This is a genomic window from Acinetobacter bouvetii DSM 14964 = CIP 107468 (assembly GCF_000368865.1).
Classification (GTDB): domain Bacteria; phylum Pseudomonadota; class Gammaproteobacteria; order Pseudomonadales; family Moraxellaceae; genus Acinetobacter; species Acinetobacter bouvetii.
Genome location: NZ_KB849725.1, coordinates 248,705 through 273,984 on the forward strand (window position 1 = coordinate 248,705; position 25,280 = coordinate 273,984).

A 25,280-nucleotide genomic window follows, 5' to 3' on the forward strand; every position below is an offset into this window, starting at 1 on the left:
AAATCCGCAATCAATGTGCGGATTTTTTAATTTTCAGGCCTGATTTTTGCGTCATTTCAGGGAAATTGCGTTTTGAATTCAAATTTTTTCAGGCGGATTTTTTTAAATTCAAAACCGATGCCGCGCAAAAAAAAGTTTGAATTTAAAAGCGGTAAAGCTGAATTTTGCTTATTTATTCGCCATTTGTGTATTTTAGATTTAAACTGTAAAGAAACTGGATTCGGAGCGTTTTATGCCACGTATCTTTATTATTTTAACCGCCGCTACCGTAATTATCTTTGGCGGGCTGTTTTATCAATACTATGCGCAGCAAAAAGAAGCAGGCCAGCTGCAAGCCTATCAAACCGTGCTGCTGGAAAAAACCGAGCAGATTTTTGCTCAGGCCAAAGACACATCCAAACCCATTCAAGTCGATATTGCAGATCCGCGGCTGCAGGGCGATTATCAGGTGATGGCGAATTTTGTGCTGACGCAGATGATACAAAGCGCCGAGGCCAGAAATGCCTATATCCGTGAACTTAAAGCGCAGGATTGGGATCATTTTTTAGATATTGACCGCCTCGCAGCCGATAAAAAGCAGAATTATCAAGCAACTGAAGAAATGCTGAAAAATGTGCATGCGGCAGTGGAGAGCTATGCGCAGAAAATGCAGCAATTTGAACAAAACAGTTTGGAGCAGGCCAAGAATTTACCGATTAAAAGCAAATACCGCCATCAGCTGGCGCAGAGCCTGAGAGACAGCCAGCACAGCGATGATGCGCATGCGCTGTTTGAGCTGGAGAAGCAAAGCTTGGCCAAAGCCGATGCAATTTTTGAGGTGCTGAAAAACAATAGATGGGAACAGCGCGGGAAGACCTTTATGTTTTATGAAGACGCGCCTTTAGCGGAGTTTAATGCGCTCTATAAGGAGATACTGGCGCTGAATCAGCAAATGAAGCAGGTCAGCGTGCAGAACCGCAAAGAGATTGCAGAGAAGCTTTAATCCGCCTTTTCAGGAGGCAGCCTGCAGCATTCATCATGGCATTTGAGACGAGGGCTGCTGAGCTGTCATTCATTTGCGCCAGGCCGGTGAAATTCTGGAAAATGTTTCTGCTGTAAACGGTATTGCGCAGGCGAGTACTGGTTTTTTCTTCAGCCCCTGTTTTTATGCAATGGATGATTGGCACAGTACAGAGCCGATTGTGATGCTTCAAGCTAAGACGGGGCAGTATTTTTGAAGATGCCCGCAGCCAGTATTGATTTTAGAATTGAGCCGGCAGTTTGCCTGAACCGCGATTATAAAAAAAGACGCCTTTCAGGCGTCTTTTTAAACAGCAGCGCTTAAATTAAGCCGCTTTTTTCTTGAACCAAGAGAAGAAACCTTTTTTCTCTTCAGTTTGCGCTTTTGCAGCTTCAGCTGTTTTTTCTGCGCATGTTTCAGCACATGCTTTTTGGGCTTCAGCAGTCATTGCTGTAGCTTTCACTTCAGCCGCTTCTACCGCCTCAGCTTTAGCTGCAACAGCGTCTTTAACTTCAGCTGTTTTAGCGGCAGCGGCATCTTTCGTATCTACAGCGGTTTTAACAGCTGCGTCTTTAACTTCAGCTGTTTCAGCGGCAGCAGCATCTTTCGCGTTTACAGCAGTTGTAACAGTTGCGTCTTTTACAGCAGCAGTTTTGGCAGCCGCCGCGTCTTTCACGTTTACAGCGGTTTTAACAGCAGCATCTTTTACGGCAACAGTTTTAACTGCAGCTTTTTTTGCAGCAGCTGCAGTATTGGTTTTCACAGCAGCGGCTGTTTTAACGGCGTCCGCTTTAACTTGCGCAAGCGGGTTCGCCGCTGGAGCCGCTTCTGCAGCCATCGCAGAAGTTGTGCCTGCAACTAGAGCAATCGCCATAGCAGTTTTCATCGCATTCATGGGTAGCATCCTGAATTTTATGATTCGGTTGGAGGGAGAGTTGGCTATGTTAATGCTTATGAAACATGGATTTAGGCTATTGATTATGGAACAGGCTAAAATTGTGTGAATAATCAACTATATTTACAGAGGCATAACATGATGTTTCGGACCGTTACACTTTGGCTTTCTATTTTTTAAATCGGTCTCTGCATATTATTTATTAGCTCTTGTTCATCGCTGAACATCAAAGCCCCTAATGTTGAGGGGCTTTTATTTTTGGCAAAATGGATATAGGACGGTCAGTCAAAAATTTTATCGGCAGCTTGGAAAGGCAGGCTGACCACGTCGATTGCCACGGCAAAAGGCAGCAGCACTAATTTTTCAAAAGGATTCATGCCTGACTTGGATTTATAGCTTTCCTCTTGATGGGTATAAATACTCACCTGATAAGGCTTACTCAGGGCTTTTAAAGAGGCTAAATTGTTCGCGGCAGGGTAGACCACACCTGCCAGTTTGATCTCAAAACAGAAACGCTGTGCCAACATGCGTTCATCACTGGAACTTGAACATTCCTTCGCGCCATTTTCAATAAAAAATTCCAGATCTTTTTTGCTGATGTCTTCTTTGAGTTTCACATAAGATAGCGGCAGTGTTCCTGTAAAATGGCCATCATTCTTTTCTGAATAGAAACTCAGTTCTCGGGTGACTTGGATATTTCTCGGGTCGAGTTTCCCAACCAAGCTGACAAATTGAGGCCCGCCTTGGGTAAGGACATAGCTCTTTTGCTGCCCTGCAATCACTAAACTATGCGCAGGTAAATTCGGCAAAGGCTGAGCAGGTTTGCCAAAAGCCACCACTTGGTCTTCGATCAAGGTGACTTGGTTAGTGCGGGTATAGGTTTTATTGTCTTTGGTCATCAGGGTTTTGGTGGCACAGCCTGTGAATAATGTCCCCATGACGCCTAAGCAAATGATGGTTTTTAAAGGTGATGCAAACATCGATAGACTCCGAATCATTTGAAATATAGCTAAGCTGAATTTTTATTGTCTTTCAGCCTATCATTAAAACATTCAAAAAGGCGTCAAAACCCAAAAGTTTAAAGTCATGAAAGTTCTATGAGTTGCGCAATGTAGGGGAGCGACGGATTTTATTTCTTACTGATCTGTAGTTTCTAGATACTGAATGAATGTTCATTTGAGTCTGAACTGGCTATGATCATGTAAGAGCTTAATAAAAAGTATGGACTGGCGAATACGTCATAACAAGAGTGGGAATCGGCTGATGCAAGACTTGATTTGTTATAAAGAACTTCCTGTGTGGACTGCGCAGACCATTCCGCAAGGGTTTAAAAATCAGCACAATACCAAAGCGGGCACGTGGGCCAAGTTAAAAATTTATCAAGGGGAACTGCGCTTTGCTTTTTTAGATAAGGCAGGCCAAGTGCAATCTGAACATCTGTTTACACCTGAGCAACAGCCGCCGTTTATTCAGCCTCAAGCATGGCACAAAATTGTTTCGACCAGTGATGATATAGAGTGTCAGCTGCAATTTTACTGTACCCAGCAGGATTATTTTTATAAGAAATATCAGCTTTCACCTACGCACTCAGAAATTTTGGCAGCTACGCCGTATTTACACGGTGGCCGGGCTTTGGATGTCGGCTGTGGACAAGGGCGAAATTCACTGTACTTAAGTCAGCAGGGCTTTGAGGTGGATGCTTGGGACGTGAATCCGCAAAGTTTGCAAAAATTACAGCAGATTATAGATACCGAAGGTATTCAAAAGATTCATATACAACAGCGTGACCTCAATGCTGACCCAAGCATTACAGGTACATACGACTTTATTTGCTGTACGGTGGTGATGATGTTTTTAGAAGCCCAAACCGTGAAGCCACTAATTCAACAGATGCAGCAAACAACCAAAGTGAACGGGTTTAACTTGATCGTGTGTGCGATGGACACCGATGATATTCCTGTACAGCCTGACTTTCCTTTTTCGTTTAAAGCAGGAGAGTTAAGTGCGCTATACGATGGCTGGAACATTGTGAAATACAATGAAAATGTAGGGGAGTTACATCGGGTCGATGAGAAGGGTGAGCGGATTCAACAGCATTTTGCGACGTTATTGGCGCAGCGTATTATTGGCCAATAGATTTTACTTTAGGTGGGGGAAATAATGGGTGAAAAATTTGAATTTGAGATTCAAGAATCTTTAGATACTATAAATAAAATTCTTGGAATTGCAGAAAAATATGAGAGTCAAAGTGATTTTGATGGGCTACTAGCTAAGAACCTTTTAGCTTTTCACTCGATTATAAATGATAGTTCTTTTGTTAATAGGCTGAATGCCCAGCTAATTACATGTCGAAATTATCGAGGATTAAAGTTAATGAGAGCTTGGGACGGTGGATTTGCAAGCTTTAGTAAAGATGATGAAGTTATTCGTTTACATAGGCTGGCTTTATTTTTAGTGATTTATCTAAGAGAATTAAGTTTTAGAGGGAATTATAGTATAGATGAAAGGGATGATTTTTATTCATTAAATGAATTGATTAGACGAAATAGGAAGGAATTTTTTGAAAAATCTTCATGGTGTATAAATTTATTAGATGATCTGCCAACTCTCATCATGCAAGAAGAATTCCATTCTGATCATGCTAGAGCTTTATCAAATGCAATCAAAAGTACAGATATTAATAAGGTTGAAGAATTTATACGAACAAAAAATGAGTCTATATCTAAAATAGATACATGGAATAATGAGTTTCAAGAGAAAAAGTCGGCTGTAGAAGTTCTTAAAGATAAGTTAGATACTTATCAGACAGCTTTTAATTTTGTAGGTCTATATCAAGGTTTTTCAAGCCTTCTCAAGAAGAAAGTCGATGAACTTGATAGTTTAAAAATTCAGTATTTTTTTATAGGGCTTATCATTATATCAATACCCCTTTTAGAACTGGCATGGGTATTTGATAATTTAAATAGTATAGATTCAACGAAAGTGTTATTTATTGTTTTTCCAACACTAACGCTTTTATTCGTTCTTTTTTGGTTTTTTAGAATTGTTTTACACAATATCAAATCGGTCAAATCTCAAATCATGCAACTCGAATTACGTATGACATTGTGTCAATTTATTCAAAGCTATGCAGAAAAATCGAAAGAGCTCAAAGAAGCCAATAAAGAAGGTTTTGAAAAGTTTGAGAATATTATATTTTCCTCCATTGTTTCTTCAGATGAAAATATACCCTCAACTTTTGATGGGATGGAGCATGTCTCAAATTTATTAAAAAACTTTAAATCAAACCCTTAAAAAAACCCCGCAATAAGCGGGGTTCTTTTTATCTCAGTATTTAACTAAATATTAAACACGTTCGATAATAGTCGCGATACCTTGCCCCAAACCGATACACATAGTCGCAAGACCAATTTGCGTATCTTGTTGTTCCATCACGTTTAACAACGTGGTTGTGATACGAGCACCAGAACAACCCAATGGGTGACCCAATGCAATCGCACCACCATTTAAGTTAATGATGTCTTGCTTCTCATAAACACCTAGGCCTTTCATCACTGATAAGCCTTGAGCAGCAAACGCTTCGTTTAACTCGATGGTTTGGATATCCGCCATGCTTAAGCCAGCACGTTTAAGCGCTTTTTGAGTTGCAGGTACAGGACCATAACCCATGATCGCAGCATCACAGCCTGCAACCGCCATAGAGCGAATTACAGCACGTGGCTTAAGACCTAAAGCTTGAGCACGCTCAGCAGACATGAGCAGCATTGCAGATGCGCCATCAGACAAAGCTGAAGACGTTGCTGCTGTTACCGTACCGCCTTTCGGGTCAAATACAGGACGCAAACCTTTGAATGCTTCAAGGTTTGCATCTGGACGAATCACTTCATCGATATCGCAAAGGATTTTGAAGCCATTGGCATCATGACCTTCAACACCCACGATTTCATTTTTGAAACGGCCTTCTTGCGTTGCGGCCCAAGCGCGGCGGTGAGATTCAACACCGAACGCATCTTGTTCTTCACGGGTAATGCCGTTCATGCGGCCTAACATTTCAGCCGTTAAGCCCATCATGTTAGACGCTTTTGCATAGTGCTTAGACGCTTCTGGGTTCAGGTCGATGCCGTGCATCATGCCGACGTGACCCATGTGCTCTACACCGCCGATGATGAAGATATCACCTTGGTTGGTAGCAATCTGTGCAGCAGCCGTGTGCAGCGCTTGCATAGATGAACCGCAAAGACGGTTAACCGTTTGACCTGCCACAGTTTTTGGAAGGTCAGCCAATAAACCGATGTTACGGCCAATGTTCATCCCTTGTTCTAGAGTCTGGTTTACACAGCCCCAGATCAGGTCTTCAACTTCATTGGTGTCAAACTGGTTGCGGGCAACTAAAGCACGAACCAATTCAGCCGATAAGCTGTCAGCACGTACATTGCGGAACATACCGTTTTTGGTTTTACCCATTGCTGAACGTACGCCATCAACGATGACAACGTCACGTGGATTTAAAGTAGCCATTCACGTTGCTCCTTAACCGTAGAATTTTTTGTTGTTAGCAGCCATGTCACGCAACATCTGTGGCGCTTCATAAGCCTTACCTAAGTGTGCGTATTTGTCGCAAAGTGCAACGTACTCAGCAACACCTGTTTGGTCGATGTAACGGCATGGACCACCACGGAATGGAGGGAAACCTACACCCATAATCATCGCCATGTCTGCTTCAGAAGCAGTCGCTACGATGTTGTCTTCTAAGCAGCGAACAGTTTCGTTACAGAAAGCAAGCATCATACGGTCAATGATTTCTTGAGCATCAAACTCGCGTTTTTCCGCAGTTGCCACAGTAGCAACAAGCTCATATGCAGTTGGATCAACCACTTTGGCTTTTTTGCCTTTACGGTCAAGTTCGTATTTGTAGAAACCAACGTCGTTCTTTTGACCCAAACGTTTGTTTTCGTACATGATTTCGATTGAACCTTTGAAGTCAGGCTTCATACGGTCAGGGAAACCTTCAGCCATGACTTCTGCACCGTGAACGCCCGTGTCGATACCAACAACGTCGATTAGGTAAGCAGGACCCATAGGCCAGCCGAATTTTTCCATGACTTTGTCGACTTGCTGGAAGTCAGCACCGTCTTTCAATAGCAGGTCAAATGCACCGAAGTAAGGGAACAATACGCGGTTTACAAGGAAACCAGGGCAGTCGTTGACAACAATCGGTGTTTTACCCATTTTCTGAGCAAGAACCACAGTGGTCGCAATTGCTTCAGCCGAAGTCTTCTCACCACGGATCACTTCTACCAATGGCATCATGTGTACTGGGTTAAAGAAGTGCATACCGACAAAGTTTTCAGGACGCTGTAGGTTTTCAGCCAAACGTGTGATTGAAATTGTTGAAGTATTTGAAGCAATGATCGTGTTGTCACGAACATTTTTCTCAGTTTCAGCAAGTACAATGCCTTTTACTTTTGGATTTTCAGTCACCGCTTCAATCACGATGTCCACTTCTTTAAACTCGTCATAGCTTAAAGTTGGACGGATGCGCGCAAGTGTTTCACCCATTTTTGCAGGGGTCATTTTTTTGCGTTCAACTTGCTTGGTCAGTAAGCCATTGGCTTCTTTCATACCCAAAGCAAGTTGCGGGTTACCAATGTCTTTCATGATGATAGGTGTGCCTTTGCTTGCCGCTTGGTAAGCAATACCGCCACCCATGATGCCCGCGCCCAATACAGCCGCTTGGTTGACAGGGTGCGCACCTTTTTCATATTTCTTCGAAGTTTTCTTCACCACTTGGTCATTGATGAATAGACCAATTAACGCATTTGCTTGTGGTGTAATGGCTGCTTTTGCAAAACCAGCCGCTTCAGCTTGAAGCGCTTCATTACGCGGAAGGCTTGCACCTGCTTGTAATGAGTCAAGAAGAAGTTTAGGCGCAGGGTATTGAGCAGGATTTGCTTTTGCAAGAACTGCACCTTTCGCCGAGTTGAACGCCATCATTTGTTCGATTGGGTTCAATTTAACTGGGTCAAGTTTTTCCTGGCGTTTTGCTTTCCAGTCTACACGGCCAGCAAGGGCTTGTTTAACCAAGTCAATTGCAGCGTCTTGCAGTTTATCCGCAGCAACAACCGCATCAACCGCACCGTCTTTCAGCGCAGCAGCTGGTTTTTTAGGATTGGCCATGGCCATCCATTCAACTGCATTGTCGATACCGATCAGGCGGCTTAAACGAACTGTACCGCCGAAACCAGGGAAGATGCCCAGTTTGATTTCAGGAAGGCCGACTTGCGCCGCTTCTGACATCACGCGATAGTCACACACGAGGCACATTTCAAAGCCGCCGCCCAATGCCATGCCATTGATTGCTGCAACTTTAGGAATGTCTAAATCTTCAAACGCATTGAAGATGTCGTGAACAGGCAATGCCCAATCCACAATCGCTTGTTCGCCTTGAGCGAAGTTTGCGCCAAATTCAGTAATATCTGCGCCAACGATAAATGTAGATTTAGCCGAAGTAACGATTAAGCCTTTGATGTCACCGTTTGCTTTAACCGCGTCAATTGCAGCTTTAAAATCTTCAATTGTTGCACGGTTAAATTTGTTGACCGACTCACCTTGTAAGTCAAAGCGGAATTCTGCAATTCCGTCCGAAAGCATTTGGACGGTAATGGCATTGCCAGCGTGGATCATGCCTGATCTCCTTTATTTTGGAGGACTTCTAAGTTGATGTTTTGAAGCGGTGAGTACGCGATTCCTGCGCACTTTTTGCCTCGCTAATCTTACGATAACTATATCTAAAAAGAACATAACAAGTTGTATCAAGCCGTGACGCAAGGGTCATCAATTTTTTTTCTCATCAATGGGGGCTGAACTGCGCCATGCCTGCATCTGCAGCAGATAGTGTATGGGAACTGATTGTTTCAGCAGGTATTTTAAAATTCGTAACGGCATGATTTATGCCATCAATGGACTGTTTTTTTTTGTAGACGGGTCTTTATTTGCAGTCAGAAAAGTCAATTGCAACTCAAAATACCCTGCGGCGCGTTTTTTATGAGGATTAGTTTTGCAGTGTTGATCATTAATCCATGAAAAAAATATGGGATTAATTTACACTGCAAAAATAAGCATTGAAAAATTATGGTTTCCGGCTATGCAAAGATTTCGAAGTAAAATTGACTGGTGGGTAATGGGGTTTGTGATCTGTTTGACGGGGATGCTGATACAGCTGCTGCTGACCATGTATGCGAAGGGCACCATGGCAGAGTATCCGGAGCATACCGCGGTTTATGTGCTGACTATTGCAATGATCTGGTGGCCGGTCTGGACGACGCAGTATACAGTGGCTAACGGGCAATTGAATATCCGCTGCATGTGGCTGAACAGGAATATTCCTATGGCTGATATTCAGGGCATTTCTCCGACGTCCAACTCCGTTTCATCACCTGCGCTGTCCCTTGACCGTCTGAAAGTTGATTATCTGAAAGATGGAAAAATTAAATCTGTATTGGTTTCCCCAAAAGACAAGCAGGGTTTCACTAGCCTATTGATGTCAAAGATTTAGCGCATCTATTTCAGCAATTGGAGTGCCTGATCCATACATGAAGGCAGTATTCTTGATTCGCTGTATTTAACCATTCTGCTTGTTTTATCCTTTGACAGGAATATCTGACCGATTTGTTGATCACAGCTTCATAACATATGGATCAGGCCTGTTGCTGCGGGTTGGGCCAATAAATCCGCTGTTTGTTCAGGCAGAGGACTTTACCGTCAGCTGGCCGTTTGAACAGTCTATATGCAGTGCGGCCTGCTCGGGGTGGGTGAGAAAATGCACGGCCAAAATCGGTTCAAGCTCGGTGCGCATTCTGCGCGCCAAATGCCGGGCGCCGTAGCGGATGTCATGCCCTTGGCAAAAATGCGCTTTGGCGCTTTCTGTTAAGGAAAGGCTGCGTTTTTGATGCTGCAGGCGCTGATTGAGTTTTTCTAGTTCAATTTCGACCAGCCTTGGCAAGGCATCATTTTGCACCGGCCGATAGTGCAGGGCGCGGTCAATGCGGTTGAGAAATTCAGGATCGAATTTACGCTGCATGGCTTTTTCAATAATGCGCTGTGTCGGTACGCGCTTTAAACACAGATCCTGCATTTTTTTTGGCAGGAAATTCAATTTATCCAAGTACAGCTGCGCTGCCTGCGCGCCGATATTGCTGGTCATGAAAATCATGCAGTTGCGGAAATCAATGGTTTTGGTGCCTGCCGTCAGGGTCAGCGTGCCGGTGTCCAGCACATTCATCAGGCCGCGCAGCACTTCAATCGAGGCTTTTTCCAGTTCATCAAACAGCACAATGCCCGGACGGGTATGTGAGCCTGCTATGGCGGCTTCATCAAACAGGCTGTGGCCTTCTTTCGAGCCGACATAGCCCGGAGGCGCGCCGGTAATGGCTGCGGCATAATGTTCCTGCGCCAAGGTGTTCATATCAATGCGGCAAAAGGCGTCTGAACGGCCATAAATAGCTTCAGCAATTAAACGCACAGTTTCGGTTTTGCCGACCCCGGTTGGGCCCAGCATTAAGGTCACCGATAGCGGGCGTTCAGGACTGGAAAAATCCGCTTTGACGACCTGCAGCATTTTTTCAATTTCATTCAGCGCATCATCCTGCCCAATAATCCGCTGCCTTAAGCTTTGCATCACCGCCTGCGGTTCAAAATGAAAGCGCGGCTTGCCAATCAAGCGGTCTTTTTCCGATGCGCTGTATGTTGAAGTGCTGGGCTGCACGGCATGGAGGGCTGGATGGGCTGTGTTCATTCCGTTTGATTCCTTGGGTTTAAAACTGGATTGGCTGGGAAAAGAGCCATCAAAAAACAGGCGCCTCAACAATACATTCCGCACGCTTTGAGCATAGCAAACTTCAGTTTTTTCAATAATAGCTTTTAGCAATCATGTTATTGCCAGCGCCGTAAAATTCAGGGGGGAATGCTTGAAAATACGGCTTAAACCATCACATCATGTAGCATAGACGCAGCAATGCAGTGAATCAGCAGAAGACAGGCCGCCAGTGAACGAAAACGCGCGTGAACATATTGAAAAAATTCTAGCCCATATGACGACTTTGCCAGGCGTGTACCGCATGCTGGGCAAGGATGGCGAGCTGCTGTATGTGGGCAAAGCAAAAAATTTAAAAAACCGCGTCTCCAGCTATTTTGTCAAAACCATTGAGCACCCGAAGACGCAGGCGTTGGTAGCGCGCATTTATGACATCGAAACCTTAGTCGTCCGTTCTGAAACCGAAGCGCTGCTGCTGGAGCAGAATCTGATTAAGCTGCACCGGCCGCCCTACAACATCATGCTGAGGGACGATAAGTCCTACGTCTATATTTTCATTTCCGCAGATCAGCCGTATCCGCGCATTGCGTCAGGCCGCGGCAAGGGCAAGCATCAGGCCGGCAAGTTTTTTGGGCCCTATCCAAGCGCTTACAATGCCCGCGATACGCTGCTGGTGCTGCAAAAGCTGTTCAATGTGCGCCAGTGTGAAAACAGCTATTTTTCACAGCGCAAGCGCCCGTGCCTGCAGTATCAAATCAAGCGCTGCTCAGCGCCGTGTGTGGGACTGATTAGCCCTGAAGAGTATAAAAATGATGTCGATAACTCGATCCGTTTTTTGCAGGGGGATACCAAAGAGCTGAATCAAGAACTGATTGCAAAAATGGAGCAGGCGGCCGAAGCTTTGGAGTTTGAGAAAGCGGTATTTTACCGTGACCGCATGGCGCTGCTGCGGGATGTGCAGGCGCAGCAGGCGATTTACAAGGTCAAAGGCGAGGCGGATATTATCGCCATTGCCTACCATGCGGGGGTGACCTGCGTGCAGATTATGCATGTGCGCAATGGCAAGATGCTGGGCGGCAAAAGCTATTTCCCCGATATGCTGGGTGATGATCTGGCGCAAATGCTGTCAGATTTCATCGCCAACTTTTATTTTCAGGTGGCAGATGAGATTCCAGCTGAATTGATTGTGAATGTTGAACCGGTCAACCGCAAAGAGCTGGAGCAGGCGCTGCAGCAGCACTTTGAGAAAAAGATTCAAATTAAGCACAGTGTGCGTGAAACCCGCGCTGAATGGCTGGAGCTGGCGCAGATGAACGTGCAGCACGCCATTAAAGGCAAGCTGGCCAATCATTTTGAATTGAATGAACGCTTTCATCAGCTGGAACAGGTGGCGGGCAGGCCCATTGACAGCATTGAATGTTTTGATATTTCCCATACCATGGGGGAAGCCACGGTTGCTTCCTGTGTTGTGTTTGATGCAGGCGGCGCACGCAAGCGCGATTACCGCCAGTTTTCCATCAATGACATTACCGAAGGCGATGACTATGCGGCGATGCGCCAGGCGCTGACCCGCCGCTATAAAAAAGCCATGCTGCCTGACCTGCTGCTGATCGACGGCGGCAAAGGCCAGCTGCATATGGCAATGGAGGTGATGCGGGAACTGGAGCTGGATGCGTTTATGATTGGTGTGTCCAAAGGGGAAGGGCGCAAGCCGGGCCTCGAAACGCTGCATTTTACCGATGGCACGAAAATTCAGCTGCCTGAAGACCACAAAGCGCTGCATTTAATTCAGCAGGTGCGTGATGAGGCGCACCGCTTTGCCATTACCAAACACCGCGCTAAGCGGGATAAAAAACGCGGTTCTTCAGTGCTTGAAGTCATTCCGGGTTTGGGGCCGAAACGCCGCCGTGACTTATTGACCCACTTCGGCGGCATTCAAGGCGTGCTGAAAGCCTCGGAAAATGAATTGAAACTGGTGCCAGGTTTGGGGGATGTGATGGCGCGCACCATTTATAAAATTTTGCATGAATAAATTGCCTGGGCGCAGGCGGACTTAAAGCGCTGTGCTGAAAATGGAAGCGCTTGGCTAAAATGCTCAATGACCCATGGGTCATTGAGCATTTACATCAGCGGCCATTCCAATAAAGATAGCGTATCGGCCACCACGTTGGCGTTCAGCAGGGAAGCAGCATGTCATTAACCGCATTATATGAGCAGATTCAGCAGTCAGATACAGTCGATATTCCGCAAGGCTGGCTGCAGGGGCGCACGATTTATGGCGGCTTGGTGGCGGGCATGCTGATGCAGAAAGCCGTGCTGGCGGTGGCCGATGAGGGGAAGCGCTTGCTCAGCGCCAGTGTGACTTTTGTCGGGCCTGTGCAATTAAGTTCAGTGAAGCTGACTGCGGAAATCCTGCGTGAAGGAAAATCTGTGACTACCGTGGAAGTCCGGCTTTGGCAGGATGGCGCGGTGCAAAGCATTTTACTGGCCAGCTTTGGCGCGCAGCGCGAATCATCTATTCAGGTGAGCCATGAGCGGGCAGCGCCAGATTATCCTGCTGTTGAAGATCTGCAGATTGCGCAGCATCATCCTTTGGCGCCGGAATGCTTTAAGCAGATGCAAATGGCATGGGCGGAAGGGCAGTATCCTTGTACTGCAGCCCAGCAGCCTGATTTTGGCGGCTGGTTCCGTTTTGATCCGGCATGGCATGAAAACCGCGAGATGACGGTGGCGGATTTAATGGTGGCTTTCGATATGTGGCCGCCCGGTGTGCTGCCGATGTATACGCGCATGGCGCCAGCCAGTTCGCTGACATGGCATCTGACGTATGTGCACCCGCTGCAGCATCAGGTGCAGGATTGGTTTAAATATAAAGTATTTACCGACTATGCAGGAGACGGCTATTCGACGGAATATGCGCATTTATGGGATGCAGAAGGCCGGCTGATCGCGATTTCACGGCAAACAGTTACCGTGTTTGCCTAGTGACACTTTAGGCCATTTCGTATAAAGTGAACAGAATTAACGAAGGGTAAATCCTCAATATATTGTGCATTTGCATCGTGCATGAAGGGGAAACATTGGCGGTGTCTATGACTGCAGGTCGAATCCTGAATATTCCAAACATTTTAACTTTAGCGCGTATTGCTTTAATTCCGGTATTTTTGCTTGTGGCCTATTGGCCGCCAGCCATGGGAGTTGAAGGCCATGATGCCGGCATGAGCCGGCATATGCTGCTGACGGGGATTTTTGTAGTGGCTGCGGTTACGGATTGGTTCGATGGCTATTTGGCGCGCACCTTAAACCAGACTTCAGCCTTTGGCCGCTTTCTGGACCCTGTTGCAGATAAGCTGATGGTAGCGGCGGCGCTGATTGTGCTGGTGCAATGGCAGCCCACGATTTCGATGGCTTTTGCCGCTATTGTGATTATTTCACGTGAGATTACCGTGTCTGCGCTGCGCGAGTGGATGGCGGAACTGGGCGCGCGCACCAGTGTTGCGGTATCCACAGTGGGCAAATACAAAACAGCATTCCAAATGATTGCGATCTCCGTCTTTCTGCTGAATTGGCCGCCGCTGGAAATGCTGGCTTATGCGCTGCTGTATACCGCAGTGATTTTAACGCTATGGTCAATGTTTATTTATTTAAAAGCAGCATGGCCGTATTTGAAGCAGCCTTAAGCTTAGAGCTCTGAAAGCCCCTTTATGGGGTTTTTTTATGTCGACTTTAATATTTAAAAATGCCAGCCGGCAGCACATTTCAGGCTGGCTATTGACTCAAGTCAAAGATTGCAGAATCTGCAGGCATTAGAATAAAAAAAAATCCCAGACTTTGGGGGAAATCTGGGAAGAAAATTGGGGATACTTATCACTATTATTCGAAGATGTTTCCATCTTCTTGAAACCGATTATAGGAACTCGCAACGCCAAAATCATGTAGGTTCTTGTATTGTAATGCTGCGTTTTATTAAGAGAATGTATCGCAGATTTACATTTCCTAATTTTGATACAAATTCTATGCTTCTCTTGCGTTTAAAAATACTGTGCAAAGGAATGTTTAAATTTTAAAAACTTAAACGTTCTGCTTTTCGATGGGCTGCATGCAAAATGGCTGATTTTGTATTCAGGCGGCGCAGTACTTTGCTTGATAAAAAAAGGAGCTGTTTCAGATTCCTTGATGGCATTTGGAGCTGTGCGCTTCGCTTGTCTTTCAGAACAATAAGGCAGCCTATAAAGGCAGCTCATAAAAAATCCCCAAGGATGGGGGATTTTTCAGATTAAAGCCTGCGCACACCTTCGGTGTTTGTCTTGAATAAAAATTAAAGCAGCGCTTTATTTTTTCCACTCGAAGCATAGCTTCTTGTCTTGCGGCGTGGCGGAGCAGTGCTCCGCTTTATCACGCCTCAGGCTTTAGCCCTTCAGCTTTTTCCAATGACTCATCATTGTTAAAGAATTTTTCACGCTGTTCTTCAAGAAACTTTTTCGCATCCGGCTCAAACACGTTTAAACGCTTTTCATTGATTAGCGTAGTCTGGTGCTTCAGCCATTCCTGCCAAGCTTCTTTGGACACAGAGTCAAATAATTCCTGGCCTTTTGCGCCGGGAAACGGTGCAAAATCCAATCCTTCCATTTCTTTTTGATACTTGCGGCAAAATATTTGTCGAGTCATGGCGCCTATCCTTTAAGCGTAAAGTTTTTCCAAACGGGCATAAGCGCGTTCAATGGCGGCTTCTACCTGAGCTGGCGCAGTCCCGCCAATGTGGTTGCGGGCATTGACAGATGCTTCCAAAGTGAGTGCTTTTTCAAAGACATCGGCTTGAATCAAGTCTGAGAATTGCTGAAGCTGCTCAAGGCTCAGTTCAGACAAATCTTTAGATTCTTGCACGCCTAGCGCGACCGCTTTACCCACAATCTCATGCGCATCACGGAACGCAACGCCATTTTTCACCAGATAATCCGCCAAGTCGGTGGCAGTAGAGAAACCGCGCAGCGCCGCTTCACGCATGATTTCAATGTTGGGAACCAATGCAGGAATCATGTCAGCGAATGCCATGAGCGAACCGCGGACGGTATCAATGGCATCAAACAAAGGCTCTTTGTCTTCTTGGTTGTCTTTGTTGTAAGCCAAAGGCTGGCCTTTCATCAGGGTCAGCAAACTCATCAGGTCACCATACACACGGCCGGTTTTACCGCGGATCAGTTCAGGCACATCCGGATTTTTCTTTTGCGGCATGATTGAAGAGCCGGTGCAGAAGCGGTCTGGAATGTTCACGAATTTGAATTGTGCAGATGTCCATAAAATCATTTCTTCAGACATGCGCGATAAGTGCATCATGATGAGCGAGGCCGCAGCATTGAATTCAATGCCAAAATCACGGTCAGACACCGCATCCAGCGAATTTTCTGCAACGGCTTCAAAGCCTAACAGTTCCGCTGTATAGGCGCGGTCAATCGGGTAGGTGGTTCCTGCAAGCGCCGCTGAACCCAATGGCATGCGGTTGGTGCGTTTGCGGCAGTCAATCAAGCGCTCAGAGTCACGCACCAGCATTTCAAACCAGGCCATTAAGTGGTGGCCAAAAGTCACAGGCTGCGCAGTTTGCAAATGCGTGAAGCCCGGCATGATGGTATTGGTGTTTTTTGCAGCCAAGCCCAAAATGCCATTTTGCAATTTTTCAAGCAATTGCAAAATGGCATCAATTTCATCACGCACATATAAACGGATGTCTGTTGCCACTTGGTCATTGCGGCTGCGGCCCGTATGCAGCTTTTTGCCAGCTATGCCGATCCGCTGCGTTAAGCGCGACTCAATATTCATGTGCACATCTTCTAAGTCGATGCGCCATTCGAAATTGCCTGCTTCAATCTCAGCTTTAATCGTATTTAAGCCGTTAACAATGTCATTGCGTTCCTGTTCGGTTAATACGCCAACTTTGGCAAGCATGGTTGCATGCGCGATAGAACCTGCAATATCTTGTTTATAAAAGCGTTGGTCAAATTGAACAGATGCTGTAAATTCAGCAACAAAAGCGTCAGTTGCTTCAGAGAAACGGCCGCCCCACATGCCCGAAGTTTGGGCTTGTGACGGATTTGAGGAATTAGAAGATGTGGTCATGTCGGCTCAATAAGATAAAAAGCAGTAGAACTGTCCAAGAGTATAGCAAATTCGAACCCTATTGCCGAAGTGCAAGTTCATCAATCTTTTTCGAGCAGTGAGGGCAAATGGAGGTTTCTTTTTTTTCCAGCAGGATTGGGCGCTGGCAGTATGTCCTTGAGCTGTTTACTGCCGGCAATATTTTGGCGCTGGTGCTGGCTTTAGCGCAGGCGCAGTCATGGTCAAATTTAAGCTTCAGCAGCCTGATACAGCATATTTTATTCATCAATTGGGTGCTGCTGGCTTTCGCGGCGATTGTGGAATATTTCGATCAGCGCTTATCGCCTTTAAATTTGAAATTGACCTTGCTGCTGGGCTTTTTGCTGCTGCAGCTGATTGTCCTGTGCACCACACTCGTTCTGAATATTTTAATGTATTTTGGGCAGAGCTTCAGCTTTGCTGGCCTCAGCTGGGGAACCGTGTTCAGCCGTGCAGGCATGAATCTCAGTTTTGGCATGCTGCTGGGGGCATTTTGCTTCCGCTATTTATATTTGCGTGAACAATGGAGCCGGCAGCAGAACAGTGAGCTGAATGCCCGCATTCAGGCCATGCAGGCCCGCATTCATCCGCATTTTTTATTTAACAGCTTAAACAGCGCCATCAGCCTCATCAGCATTGATCCAGATAAAGCCGAAGAAATGCTGCTGAATTTATCGCGCCTGTTTCGCGCCAGCTTCCAGGAACTGAAGCTGGTGCCGCTGAGTGATGAAATTGATTTATGCCGGCGCTATTTAGCCATTGAGCAAATCCGGCTGGGAGAGCGCTTAAAGGTTGAATGGAAATTGGTTAATCCGGAAATGTACACGCGCGTACAAATTCCGCTGCTAACTTTACAACCCTTAGTGGAAAATAGTATTTTTCATGGAGTTGAAAAAATTCTAACTAAGAGTACGATAAGCATATTGATTGAAATATTGCAAAATCAAGTCAATATAGTCATTACTAACCCATACGCACAGGATAAAATAACTTTACGTCAAGGACATGGTATTGCAGTGGAAAATGTGCAGCAGCGGCTGAAAGCGTATTATGGTTCATCTGCAGCATTCCAAAGCTTTGCAGGAGAAGGGATGTTTACGACTGTAGTGCAATATCGATATAAGTAAAAACAGTGCAGTTAACCTATAAAAAAAATGATGGTAGCTGAGTAAGGAGGAGAAATGGACATCCTGATTTGTGATGATGAGCCTCTTGCATTAGAGCGCTTGTCACGCTTAGTCACTCAATTGGGGCACCAAGTGACAGGTCATGCAACACATGGACAGCAGGCGGTCGAATTAGCGAGAAGCCTTGAGCCCGATGTTGTGCTGTTGGATATACAAATGCCGGAAATGGATGGTTTAGCCTGCGCTCAGTATTTGCGCCAGCTTGAACCGATGCCGGCAATCATTTTTTGCACTGCATATGACCACCACGCATTGGATGCATTCAAATCAAACGCAGAAGGATATTTGCTCAAACCGGTGATGCAGCAGGAACTGCAGCAGGTTTTGGATCATTTAATAAGATTAACCCAAGCTCAAGTGAGCTGTCTAAAACAAAAAGAAACTATGGAAGAACTCAAAATCAGCCGCCATCAAATCGCGGCCAAGACCTATCGCGGTGTTGAATTGGTGCCTGTTGAAAATGTGTATTATTTTTTAGCAGATCAAAAATATGTCACCGTGCGCCATAAAAACGGCAGTGTCCTGATTGATGAAACACTGAAAGACCTGGAAACAGAGTTTGGCGACCAGTTTATCCGCATTCACCGCAATGCGCTGGTTTCAGTCAATTATTTGGATGGTTTGGAAGTGGTCAGTTCAGGCCAATACCAAGTGCGCTGCCGCGAGCTTGAGGAGCGCCTTGCGGTGAGCCGAAGGCATTTGCCGAATTTGCGCGAGCGGATTCAGAAATTGTAAAGCTGCAGAAAAGAATAAATGCTGTCATCTTTCTTAAATTTACTTGCATTTTAATATCGGCAAGATAAGTTTAGAATAATGTTTATTCTTACAGCCGTTTAAAATTTATGAAAACCCTGAAAATCGCAACTCGTCAAAGCCCGCTGGCCCTGTGGCAGGCAGAGCATATTAAAGCCCGTCTGGAAGCGCTGCATGCGGACTTAAAGGTTGAGTTGGTGACCTTTGTGACACAGGGCGATAAAATTTTAGATACGCCATTGGCCAAAATTGGCGGCAAAGGGTTATTTGTGAAAGAACTGGAAGCGGCCTTAATGGATGGCCGCGCCGATCTGGCTGTGCATTCCATGAAGGATGTGCCGATGGCATTGCCTGAAGGTCTGGCTTTGGCCGTGATCTGTGAGCGTGAAGACCCGCTGGATGCTTTTGTATCCAATACATACCGCCATTTTGATGATTTGCCTCAAGGCGCAAAAGTCGGCACATCCAGCTTGCGCCGTAAATGCCAGATTTTAAAGCAGCGCCCGGATTTGCAGATCATTGATTTGCGCGGCAATGTCGGTACACGCTTAGCTAAACTGGATGCTGGAAATTACGATGCCATTATTCTGGCAAGCGCCGGCTTAAAACGTTTAGGCTTAGCGGAACGCATCCGCCATGCTATTGCGCCTGAACTCAGTCTGCCTGCAGTTGGACAGGGGGCTTTGGGCCTGGAATGCCGAGATGCAGATCAAGCTGTACTGGACTTGATTTCCCCGCTTATGCATGCTGAGACAGATGTGTGTGTGCGGGCGGAACGCGCTTTCAATGCGTATTTGGAAGGCGGATGCCAAGTGCCGATCGCGGGCTACGCAACTTTGCAAAATGGGAAAATTCATTTGGAAGGCCGTGTAGGCAGCGTTGATGGCGCAATTTTGCTGAAAGCTGAATATATGGGCGCAGCGGCAGAGGCTGAACAGCTTGGCGTGGCTTTGGCGAAAGATTTAGTCGCTCAAGGCGCAGGTGAGCTTCTGAAGGCGCTGTATTAATCCGCATGCTTTTTTTAAACACGCGGCCAGCCGACCGGGCAGCTGATTTAACGCAGTTTCTGCAGGCGCAGCAGATTGATGTGCTGGACTTGCCGCTGCTGGAACTGTCACCGATGCCCTGGTCTGAAGATTTAGCTGCGCTGTATGCAGCGCTGGCATCGGTTCAGGTGATTGTGGCGGTGAGCCCTTCTGCTGTGCAATACGGCATGGAAGGGTTGAAGCGTGCAGGCCTGACGCAGGCCAGTATTTTGCATATCCAGTGGATTGCCGTCGGTGAAGCGACCGCAAAGGCTTTGCAGGCTTATGGCCTCAGCAGCCATGTGCCGCTGGTGGAAACCTCTGAAGGCATGCTGGATTTGCCTGTGCTGCATCAGCTGGACAATACTGCCCAAGTGGCCTTTTGGCGCGGCGAAGGCGGCAGGCAATTCATGATGGATGCACTGCGCAAGAAAGGCGTTCAGCTGTTGAATTTTGTGCTGTACCGGCGGCAGTGCCCGGAGCAAACTCCTAAAATTCTTATGGAAAATCCTTTAGGGCTGCAGAGCTATTGCATGCTTGTGACCAGTGAAGCCAGCTGGCTGAATTGGCTGAGGCTGATTGCGGCGCATCTGGATGTGCTGAATCAAGCGCATTTTTTAGTGCTGGGCGAGCGCTTATCTGATCTGCTGCAGCATTACAGGCAAGCTCATCCATATAATTTTTCTATTTATCAGTTAAATGATTTGCGGAAGGAATCCATTTTGAAGCAAATAGCGCTTGTGCAAGGAAATTCATGAAAAAACTGCTTGTTCTGGCCTTGGCCTTAAGTGTTCTGTGGATTGCAAAAATCAGTTTTGATTTATATCGGCTCAATGCGGCACAGGATGCGTTGATGCAGCAGCAAAATGCGCTGGAGCAGAGAACGGCCAGTTTGAATGATCAGCTGGCTGCCTTAAACCGGCAATTCAGCAAGGCAGCGCTTTCGTCCGATACAGAGCATGCGGAACCAGCCTTGGCGCAACCGTCCGCCGCAGCGCTGCAGCCAACGGTTTTAATTGCGCAGCAGCTTGATTTAATTGAGTTCGCTTTGCAGCAGCAGCAATATTCGCTGGCTTTGGAAAAATTGAATCAGCTGAATTTGAATATAAATGCATACCCGCTTGCCCCGGCGCTGAAAGCCAGCCTGCACCAGGTGATTGATAAAGACCGGCATACGGTAATGCAATATATTAATGCCAATAATGAACAGCAAAATAAAATACAAGCAGTGCTGGATTTGCTTGACCGTGAAATTGGCGGGGAAATTAAAGCGCAATATCAAAAGCCGGCGCCGCAAGCAGGCAAATCATTTTGGCAGCGCTGGATTCAAATTGAATCGGTACAGCAGCCAAATGCAGTATTAATGCACCGCAGTATCATTTTAAAAGAAGCGCAGCTGCGTTTATTGCTGGCTCAGCAGCAATTGCAGAAAGGGCAATATATTGCCTTTCAGCAGGAATTAACTTTAGCAGTTCAAATTTTAAAGCAGCTGCCGGATGCAAAAACACAAAATTTTATTCAGCGTTTAAATGATTTGAAGAAAATTTCAGCCAATCCGGTACCAAGTTTAAATACACGGGCTTTAATTGGATAATTGCATATGAAGCAAATTTTACTCGCGTATTTATTTATCAGTTTATTGGCTGTTGCGTTATTTAGTGTGCTCAGTTTTGGCTATGGTCCCGGTTATGTCTATATCTATTGGCGCGAATGGCAAATTCAAACCAATATCTGGTTTTTTCTCATTATATTGGCGCTTTTAAGTTTTACTGGGCAAATGGCCTGGCTGGGCATTAAGCGTTATTTAAGCAGAGAACAGCGTAAACGGGAAAATATTTTCAGTTTCAGCAAACTGCATCCCTATGAGCAATTGGCGGTCATTTGGCTGTTAAATGCGGCACAGGACCAGCGTCAGTTTATTCAGCAGGCATTTACTGAATCCGGTTTGCTGAAAGGGATTATGGATGCGCGCTTATATTGGATGCGCCAGCAATATAATGATGCGCTGAATGCATTAAAGGATGCCAATCCTATGGCTTTTGAATTGGCGGAACTGCAGCGGATTGAGGTTTACCTGGCGCAGCAGGATGGCGAAAAAGCCTTAACGCATTTAGAGTTTCTCAATCAGCATGAACTTTCGCCTTGGCTGCAGAATGTCAGCACAGCGTATGAGCAGCGTTTAACCGCGCTATGGGGAGAGTTTGCGCTGCAGTTTCCATGGATGTATTTGCGTTCTACAAAATATGGGCATTTGGATGAAATAACCAAACAGGCCTGGCTGGAACAGCTGCTGGCGGCATTTGATCAGGCAGACCCGGATAGTTTGCAGCTGCTAAAAGAGCGGTATGAGGCATTGAATGATCAAATTTATAACCGCACCTTTCCTATTAAGCTGTTATGGCTGAAAGTGCTTTCGCGCATGCCGGAAATGAGTGCATTGCATGAACAGCTCGCAGTGCATTTGTTGTCAGAGCAGTTTAACCAGGAGGCGTTCTATTTGTGGTTCCAGCAGCAATTGCTGAAGCAGAATCCTGATTATGAACAAATTGAGCAGCGGATTAATGCTTGGGAAAGCCAATATCCAGCATTGCCTGTCTTCAGTTTTGCCAAATGGCATGTATATATGGCAACCGGGCGCGCAGCAGAGGCGGCTTTATTGCTGAACCAGTATCCTGATGATGTATTAATGAGTTATTTAAGAATTAAATCGAATTTGTCAGGTCAGGAAGATTTGATTAAACAGTTAAATTTAATTTTTGAAAATAATGCAAATTTTGTAGAAATTAAAATATAGTGAAAAATAAAATGATTAATATTTCTGAATATCCAGTGATTTTTGAGCAAAATGTGGCATGGGGCGATATGGATGCATTTGGCCATGTCAATAATGTGCAGTATTACCGCTATATTGAAAGCGCGCGCATTTGCTATTTTGATGAGCTTGATATTTTTCAGCAGGATGTTTTTACCGTGGTTGCTTCGAATCAATGTAAATACTTCAGTCCAATACTTTATCCAGACCAGTTGAAAATAGGCGTGCGTGTAGAAGAGCTTCGAAATAGCGCGATTCGAATGAGTTATTTAATATGGAGCACGCAGCAGCAGAAAATAGCGGCAGCCGCAGAAGCGGTCATTGTGTGTGTTGATAAAGTAAATATGCAGAAAATAGCTATGCCTGAAATGATCCGCCAAAAAATAAAACAAATTGAATTACGCGCGCAGCATGTTATTTAATTTAAATTCTGAAAAATAATTCGTTAAAACTATAGAAATCTGGTTTTTAATCCCCATATTGATATTGAATGTTTATATTAATGTAAATATGATGAGCGAGTTTAAAGTAAAATAATACATATTCATTGTTGAGGAATTAATATCATGCCAGACATCAGTAATTTATCTGTTGAAGAACTTAAAAAACTTCAAGTTGAAGCGGAAGCGTTAATCGCTTCTAAAAAAGATCAAGCGGTTGAAGATGCATATAACCAAATTTTAGCGATTGCTGAAAATGTCGGTTTAAGCATTGATCAAATTTTAGAACTGGGCGCGACCAAGCGTAAGAAAACAACGCGGAAATCAGTAGAGCCGCGCTACCGCAGCAAGGCAAATCCAAATGATACATGGACCGGCCGCGGTAAACAGCCGCGCTGGCTGGTTGCGGAATTGGAAAAAGGCGCTAAGCTGGAAAGCTTCTTAATTTAACTTAGCGTCATTGGGCTGTCATAAAAGCAGTCTAGGATAAAAAAAACCAAGCAGTACTGCTTGGTTTTTTTTATCCCTATGAATTGGCTGCGTGGAAAAAGTGTGCATAATGTGTTTATAAAAGAAATAAAGTTTTCGGGAAAGAAATTGACAGATTGGTTGGGGCGGGATGAGCGGTAAGCCAAAACAAATAAAATGGCTGTTATTCGCGGTCATCATATTTTTTATTTTCGTTATGCTGCAAGTACCAGCAGCATGGCTGATTTCAAAATTTTATAAAAATAATCAGACGCTGCAAAATGTCAGCGGCAATATTTGGCGCGGGCAAGCGGACTGGAGCAAAGGCCAGCTGAAAGGTTCAATCAGCTGGAAAAGCCGGCCCTTGGATTTGCTGCTGATGCGGTTGGGTGCAGATGTGGAAATTCACAGCGGCAATACACAGCTGCAAGGCGTGGTTGGATACGGCCTGGGTCAATCCTTAATCATCAAATCTCTCAATGGGCAGATTGCGCCGGAAACCTTAAAGTCCATCGCAGATTGGCAGTGGCCGAACAATGCGGTTCAGCTCAAGGATCTTTCGCTGAAATATACAAAGCAGCAAGGATTCAGCCAGGCTGACGGCCAGCTGCAATGGGCGGGCGGAGAGCTGCTGTATATCTTTGCGCAGCGTCAAGACCGCATGAATGTTCCGTCGCTGATTGGGAAATTAGCGGATGATCAGGGCAAGCTGCAGATTGATGTCCGTGATCCGCGGGAACAAAAAATGATGAATTTGCAGCTGGATGCGGAATTGATGCTGGATGTGCAGTTGACGCAGCGTTTATTAATGAATATTCCTTCTTATGAAGGCAAAGCCGGTTTGGACACCTATGTGATTAGTACCCGTCAGCCTATGCTGAAAGGCGGTTTCTAATGCATGACTGGATTGAAAAGCTTAAGCAGTACAACTGGAAAAATACAGACCGTCTGGCGCCAGCTGTGCTGGCCGTGCTGATTATGTGCTTGTGCTGGAAACTGGCTTCTATGCTGTGGCTGGTGCTGGCGCCGCCGCAAGCCATGCAGATGGATCGGGTTGAGCTGGGCTCGCAGCAGCCTCAAGTGCCGAACATCAGCTCCTTTGCCTTATTTCAGGAAGCAGGGCGGGCATCCGGTGCGGATGAACAGCTGAATATGGTATTGCAGGGGGTTGTGGTGGGGTATCCAAGCCAATACTCGTCAGCGGTGATTAAAGTCAATGAAACAGCCGAGCGCTATCGGGTGGGAGAGGCGGTTGAAGGCTCATCTTATACGCTGGCGGAAGTCTATTGGGATAAGGTCTTTTTGCGCAGCGCAAATGGCGCGGTGCGTGAGCTGGCTTTTAAAGGCATTGAAAACGGATTGGACCAGCCCATTGTGCCCAGTGGCAGCGCCAATCCGCAAATGAACAATCCGCAGCAGCAAGGCTATTCAGGCAGCGGCCAAACGCAAAGCGCGCTTGGGCAAGCGGTGCAGCGCATGCAGGAAAACCGTGAACAGTATATGCAGGAAATGGGCGTGAATGCATCTTCCGGCGGCGGGTTTGAAGTCACGGCGCGCACGCCGGCGGCATTGAGAAATAAGCTGGGCCTGCAGCCGGGGGACCGCATTGTGTCGCTGAATGGGCAGAGTGTCGGCGCTGGCCAGACAGAAGCGCAATTATTAGAACAGGCTCGCCGCGAAGGGCAGGTGAAGCTGGAAATAAAACGGGGTGATCAAGTGATGACCGTGCAGCAGGATTTTAAGTGATGTGTCATCACCT

Annotated in this window: 23 protein-coding genes and 1 pseudogene; 17 read left to right on the top strand and 7 right to left on the bottom strand. The window is 46.0% G+C overall.

The genetic code is table 11. From position 1 onward, the window contains the following. Positions 1 to 232: 232 nt before the first annotated feature. Positions 233 to 982, top strand: a complete 750-nt coding sequence (locus F941_RS01190; RefSeq protein ID WP_005006918.1) for a hypothetical protein — start codon at positions 233 to 235, stop codon at positions 980 to 982. Positions 983 to 1,325: 343 nt separating this feature from the next. Here the strand turns inward: F941_RS01190 and F941_RS01195 are convergent, their stop codons facing one another. Together F941_RS01195 and F941_RS01200 are read right to left on the bottom strand one after the other, a co-directional pair. After that, positions 1,326 to 1,895 (bottom strand): hypothetical protein, encoded by a 570-nt coding sequence (locus F941_RS01195; RefSeq protein ID WP_005006920.1) that lies wholly within the window; start codon positions 1,893 to 1,895, stop codon positions 1,326 to 1,328. A gap of 281 nt (positions 1,896 to 2,176) precedes the next feature. Next, positions 2,177 to 2,875 (bottom strand): YidX family protein, encoded by a 699-nt coding sequence (locus F941_RS01200; RefSeq protein WP_005006923.1) that lies wholly within the window; start codon positions 2,873 to 2,875, stop codon positions 2,177 to 2,179. Positions 2,876 to 3,158: 283 nt separating this feature from the next. Between F941_RS01200 and tehB the strand changes: the two genes are divergently transcribed. Together tehB and F941_RS01210 are read left to right on the top strand one after the other, a co-directional pair. Further along, entirely contained in the window at positions 3,159 to 4,031 is an 873-nt protein-coding gene (gene tehB / locus F941_RS01205; RefSeq protein WP_005006926.1) for an SAM-dependent methyltransferase TehB, read from the top strand. A 24-nt stretch (positions 4,032 to 4,055) separates the two neighbouring features. Next, a complete protein-coding gene (locus tag F941_RS01210; RefSeq protein WP_005006928.1) occupies positions 4,056 to 5,189 on the top strand; it encodes a hypothetical protein in 1,134 nt (377 codons plus the stop codon). Between the two features lie 51 nt (positions 5,190 to 5,240). On the opposite strand, the gene fadA is transcribed toward F941_RS01210, so the two are convergent. Next, positions 5,241 to 6,413, bottom strand: a complete 1,173-nt coding sequence (gene fadA, locus F941_RS01215; protein WP_005006929.1) for an acetyl-CoA C-acyltransferase FadA — start codon at positions 6,411 to 6,413, stop codon at positions 5,241 to 5,243. Positions 6,414 to 6,425: 12 nt separating this feature from the next. Then, positions 6,426 to 8,579 (bottom strand): fatty acid oxidation complex subunit alpha FadB, encoded by a 2,154-nt coding sequence (gene fadB / locus F941_RS01220; protein ID WP_005006930.1) that lies wholly within the window; start codon positions 8,577 to 8,579, stop codon positions 6,426 to 6,428. Positions 8,580 to 9,039: 460 nt separating this feature from the next. Here fadB and F941_RS01225 point away from each other — a divergent pair, with 460 nt between their 5' ends. Continuing rightward, a complete protein-coding gene (locus F941_RS01225; protein ID WP_026253438.1) occupies positions 9,040 to 9,450 on the top strand; it encodes a PH domain-containing protein in 411 nt (136 codons plus the stop codon). A 186-nt stretch (positions 9,451 to 9,636) separates the two neighbouring features. Here F941_RS01225 and F941_RS01230 read toward each other — a convergent pair whose 3' ends face one another. Continuing rightward, on the bottom strand, positions 9,637 to 10,689 hold the full coding sequence (locus F941_RS01230) for an AAA family ATPase (RefSeq protein ID WP_005006932.1): 1,053 nt from the start codon (positions 10,687 to 10,689) through the stop codon (positions 9,637 to 9,639). A 250-nt stretch (positions 10,690 to 10,939) separates the two neighbouring features. Here F941_RS01230 and uvrC point away from each other — a divergent pair, with 250 nt between their 5' ends. The 3 genes from uvrC to pgsA all read left to right on the top strand — a co-directional run bounded on the left by uvrC (position 10,940) and on the right by pgsA (position 14,387). Further along, on the top strand, positions 10,940 to 12,739 hold the full coding sequence (gene uvrC, locus F941_RS01235; protein ID WP_005006933.1) for an excinuclease ABC subunit UvrC: 1,800 nt from the start codon (positions 10,940 to 10,942) through the stop codon (positions 12,737 to 12,739). 158 nt (positions 12,740 to 12,897) lie between these two features. Next, positions 12,898 to 13,692 carry a thioesterase family protein gene (locus F941_RS01240; protein ID WP_005006936.1) on the top strand — a complete coding sequence of 265 codons (795 nt, stop codon included), beginning with the start codon at positions 12,898 to 12,900 and terminating at the stop codon, positions 13,690 to 13,692. 107 nt (positions 13,693 to 13,799) lie between these two features. Further along, positions 13,800 to 14,387: a CDP-diacylglycerol--glycerol-3-phosphate 3-phosphatidyltransferase gene (gene pgsA, locus F941_RS01245; protein ID WP_035361610.1), complete on the top strand. Its 588-nt coding sequence runs from the start codon at positions 13,800 to 13,802 to the stop codon at positions 14,385 to 14,387. A gap of 715 nt (positions 14,388 to 15,102) precedes the next feature. Here the strand turns inward: pgsA and F941_RS01255 are convergent. Together F941_RS01255 and argH are read right to left on the bottom strand one after the other, a co-directional pair. Continuing rightward, positions 15,103 to 15,375, bottom strand: a complete 273-nt coding sequence (locus F941_RS01255; RefSeq protein ID WP_005006940.1) for an oxidative damage protection protein — start codon at positions 15,373 to 15,375, stop codon at positions 15,103 to 15,105. A gap of 12 nt (positions 15,376 to 15,387) precedes the next feature. Then, entirely contained in the window at positions 15,388 to 16,818 is a 1,431-nt protein-coding gene (gene argH, locus F941_RS01260) for an argininosuccinate lyase (RefSeq protein ID WP_005006944.1), read from the bottom strand. Between argH and F941_RS01265 the strand changes: the two are divergent. From F941_RS01265 to F941_RS01310, 10 genes and pseudogenes are all read left to right on the top strand, one after another. Continuing rightward, a pseudogene (locus tag F941_RS01265) lies at positions 16,809 to 17,963 on the top strand (sensor histidine kinase). The gene argH and the pseudogene F941_RS01265 overlap by 10 nt on opposite strands. 54 nt (positions 17,964 to 18,017) lie before the next feature. Further along, positions 18,018 to 18,758, top strand: coding sequence for a LytR/AlgR family response regulator transcription factor (locus F941_RS01270; RefSeq protein ID WP_005006948.1), 741 nt, complete (start codon positions 18,018 to 18,020; stop codon positions 18,756 to 18,758). A 107-nt stretch (positions 18,759 to 18,865) separates the two neighbouring features. Continuing rightward, positions 18,866 to 19,783 carry a hydroxymethylbilane synthase gene (gene hemC, locus F941_RS01275; protein ID WP_005006949.1) on the top strand — a complete coding sequence of 306 codons (918 nt, stop codon included), beginning with the start codon at positions 18,866 to 18,868 and terminating at the stop codon, positions 19,781 to 19,783. 5 nt (positions 19,784 to 19,788) lie between these two features. Further along, a complete protein-coding gene (locus F941_RS01280) occupies positions 19,789 to 20,559 on the top strand; it encodes a uroporphyrinogen-III synthase (RefSeq protein WP_005006952.1) in 771 nt (256 codons plus the stop codon). Then, positions 20,556 to 21,395: a hypothetical protein gene (locus F941_RS01285; protein ID WP_005006954.1), complete on the top strand. Its 840-nt coding sequence runs from the start codon at positions 20,556 to 20,558 to the stop codon at positions 21,393 to 21,395. Before F941_RS01280 ends, F941_RS01285 begins: the two co-directional genes overlap by 4 nt. Before the next feature lie 6 nt (positions 21,396 to 21,401). Further along, complete coding sequence (locus F941_RS01290) at positions 21,402 to 22,595, top strand: hypothetical protein (protein WP_005006956.1); 1,194 nt, start codon at positions 21,402 to 21,404, stop codon at positions 22,593 to 22,595. An 11-nt stretch (positions 22,596 to 22,606) separates the two neighbouring features. Next, positions 22,607 to 23,035 (top strand): acyl-CoA thioesterase, encoded by a 429-nt coding sequence (locus F941_RS01295; RefSeq protein WP_005006958.1) that lies wholly within the window; start codon positions 22,607 to 22,609, stop codon positions 23,033 to 23,035. A gap of 141 nt (positions 23,036 to 23,176) precedes the next feature. Further along, complete coding sequence (locus F941_RS01300; protein ID WP_026253436.1) at positions 23,177 to 23,503, top strand: H-NS histone family protein; 327 nt, start codon at positions 23,177 to 23,179, stop codon at positions 23,501 to 23,503. Between the two features lie 169 nt (positions 23,504 to 23,672). Then, a complete protein-coding gene (gene gspN, locus F941_RS01305; RefSeq protein ID WP_005006962.1) occupies positions 23,673 to 24,416 on the top strand; it encodes a type II secretion system protein N in 744 nt (247 codons plus the stop codon). Further along, positions 24,416 to 25,267 carry a type II secretion system protein N gene (locus F941_RS01310; RefSeq protein WP_005006964.1) on the top strand — a complete coding sequence of 284 codons (852 nt, stop codon included), beginning with the start codon at positions 24,416 to 24,418 and terminating at the stop codon, positions 25,265 to 25,267. The genes gspN and F941_RS01310 overlap by 1 nt, the downstream gene beginning before the upstream one ends. Positions 25,268 to 25,280: the final 13 nt, after the last annotated feature.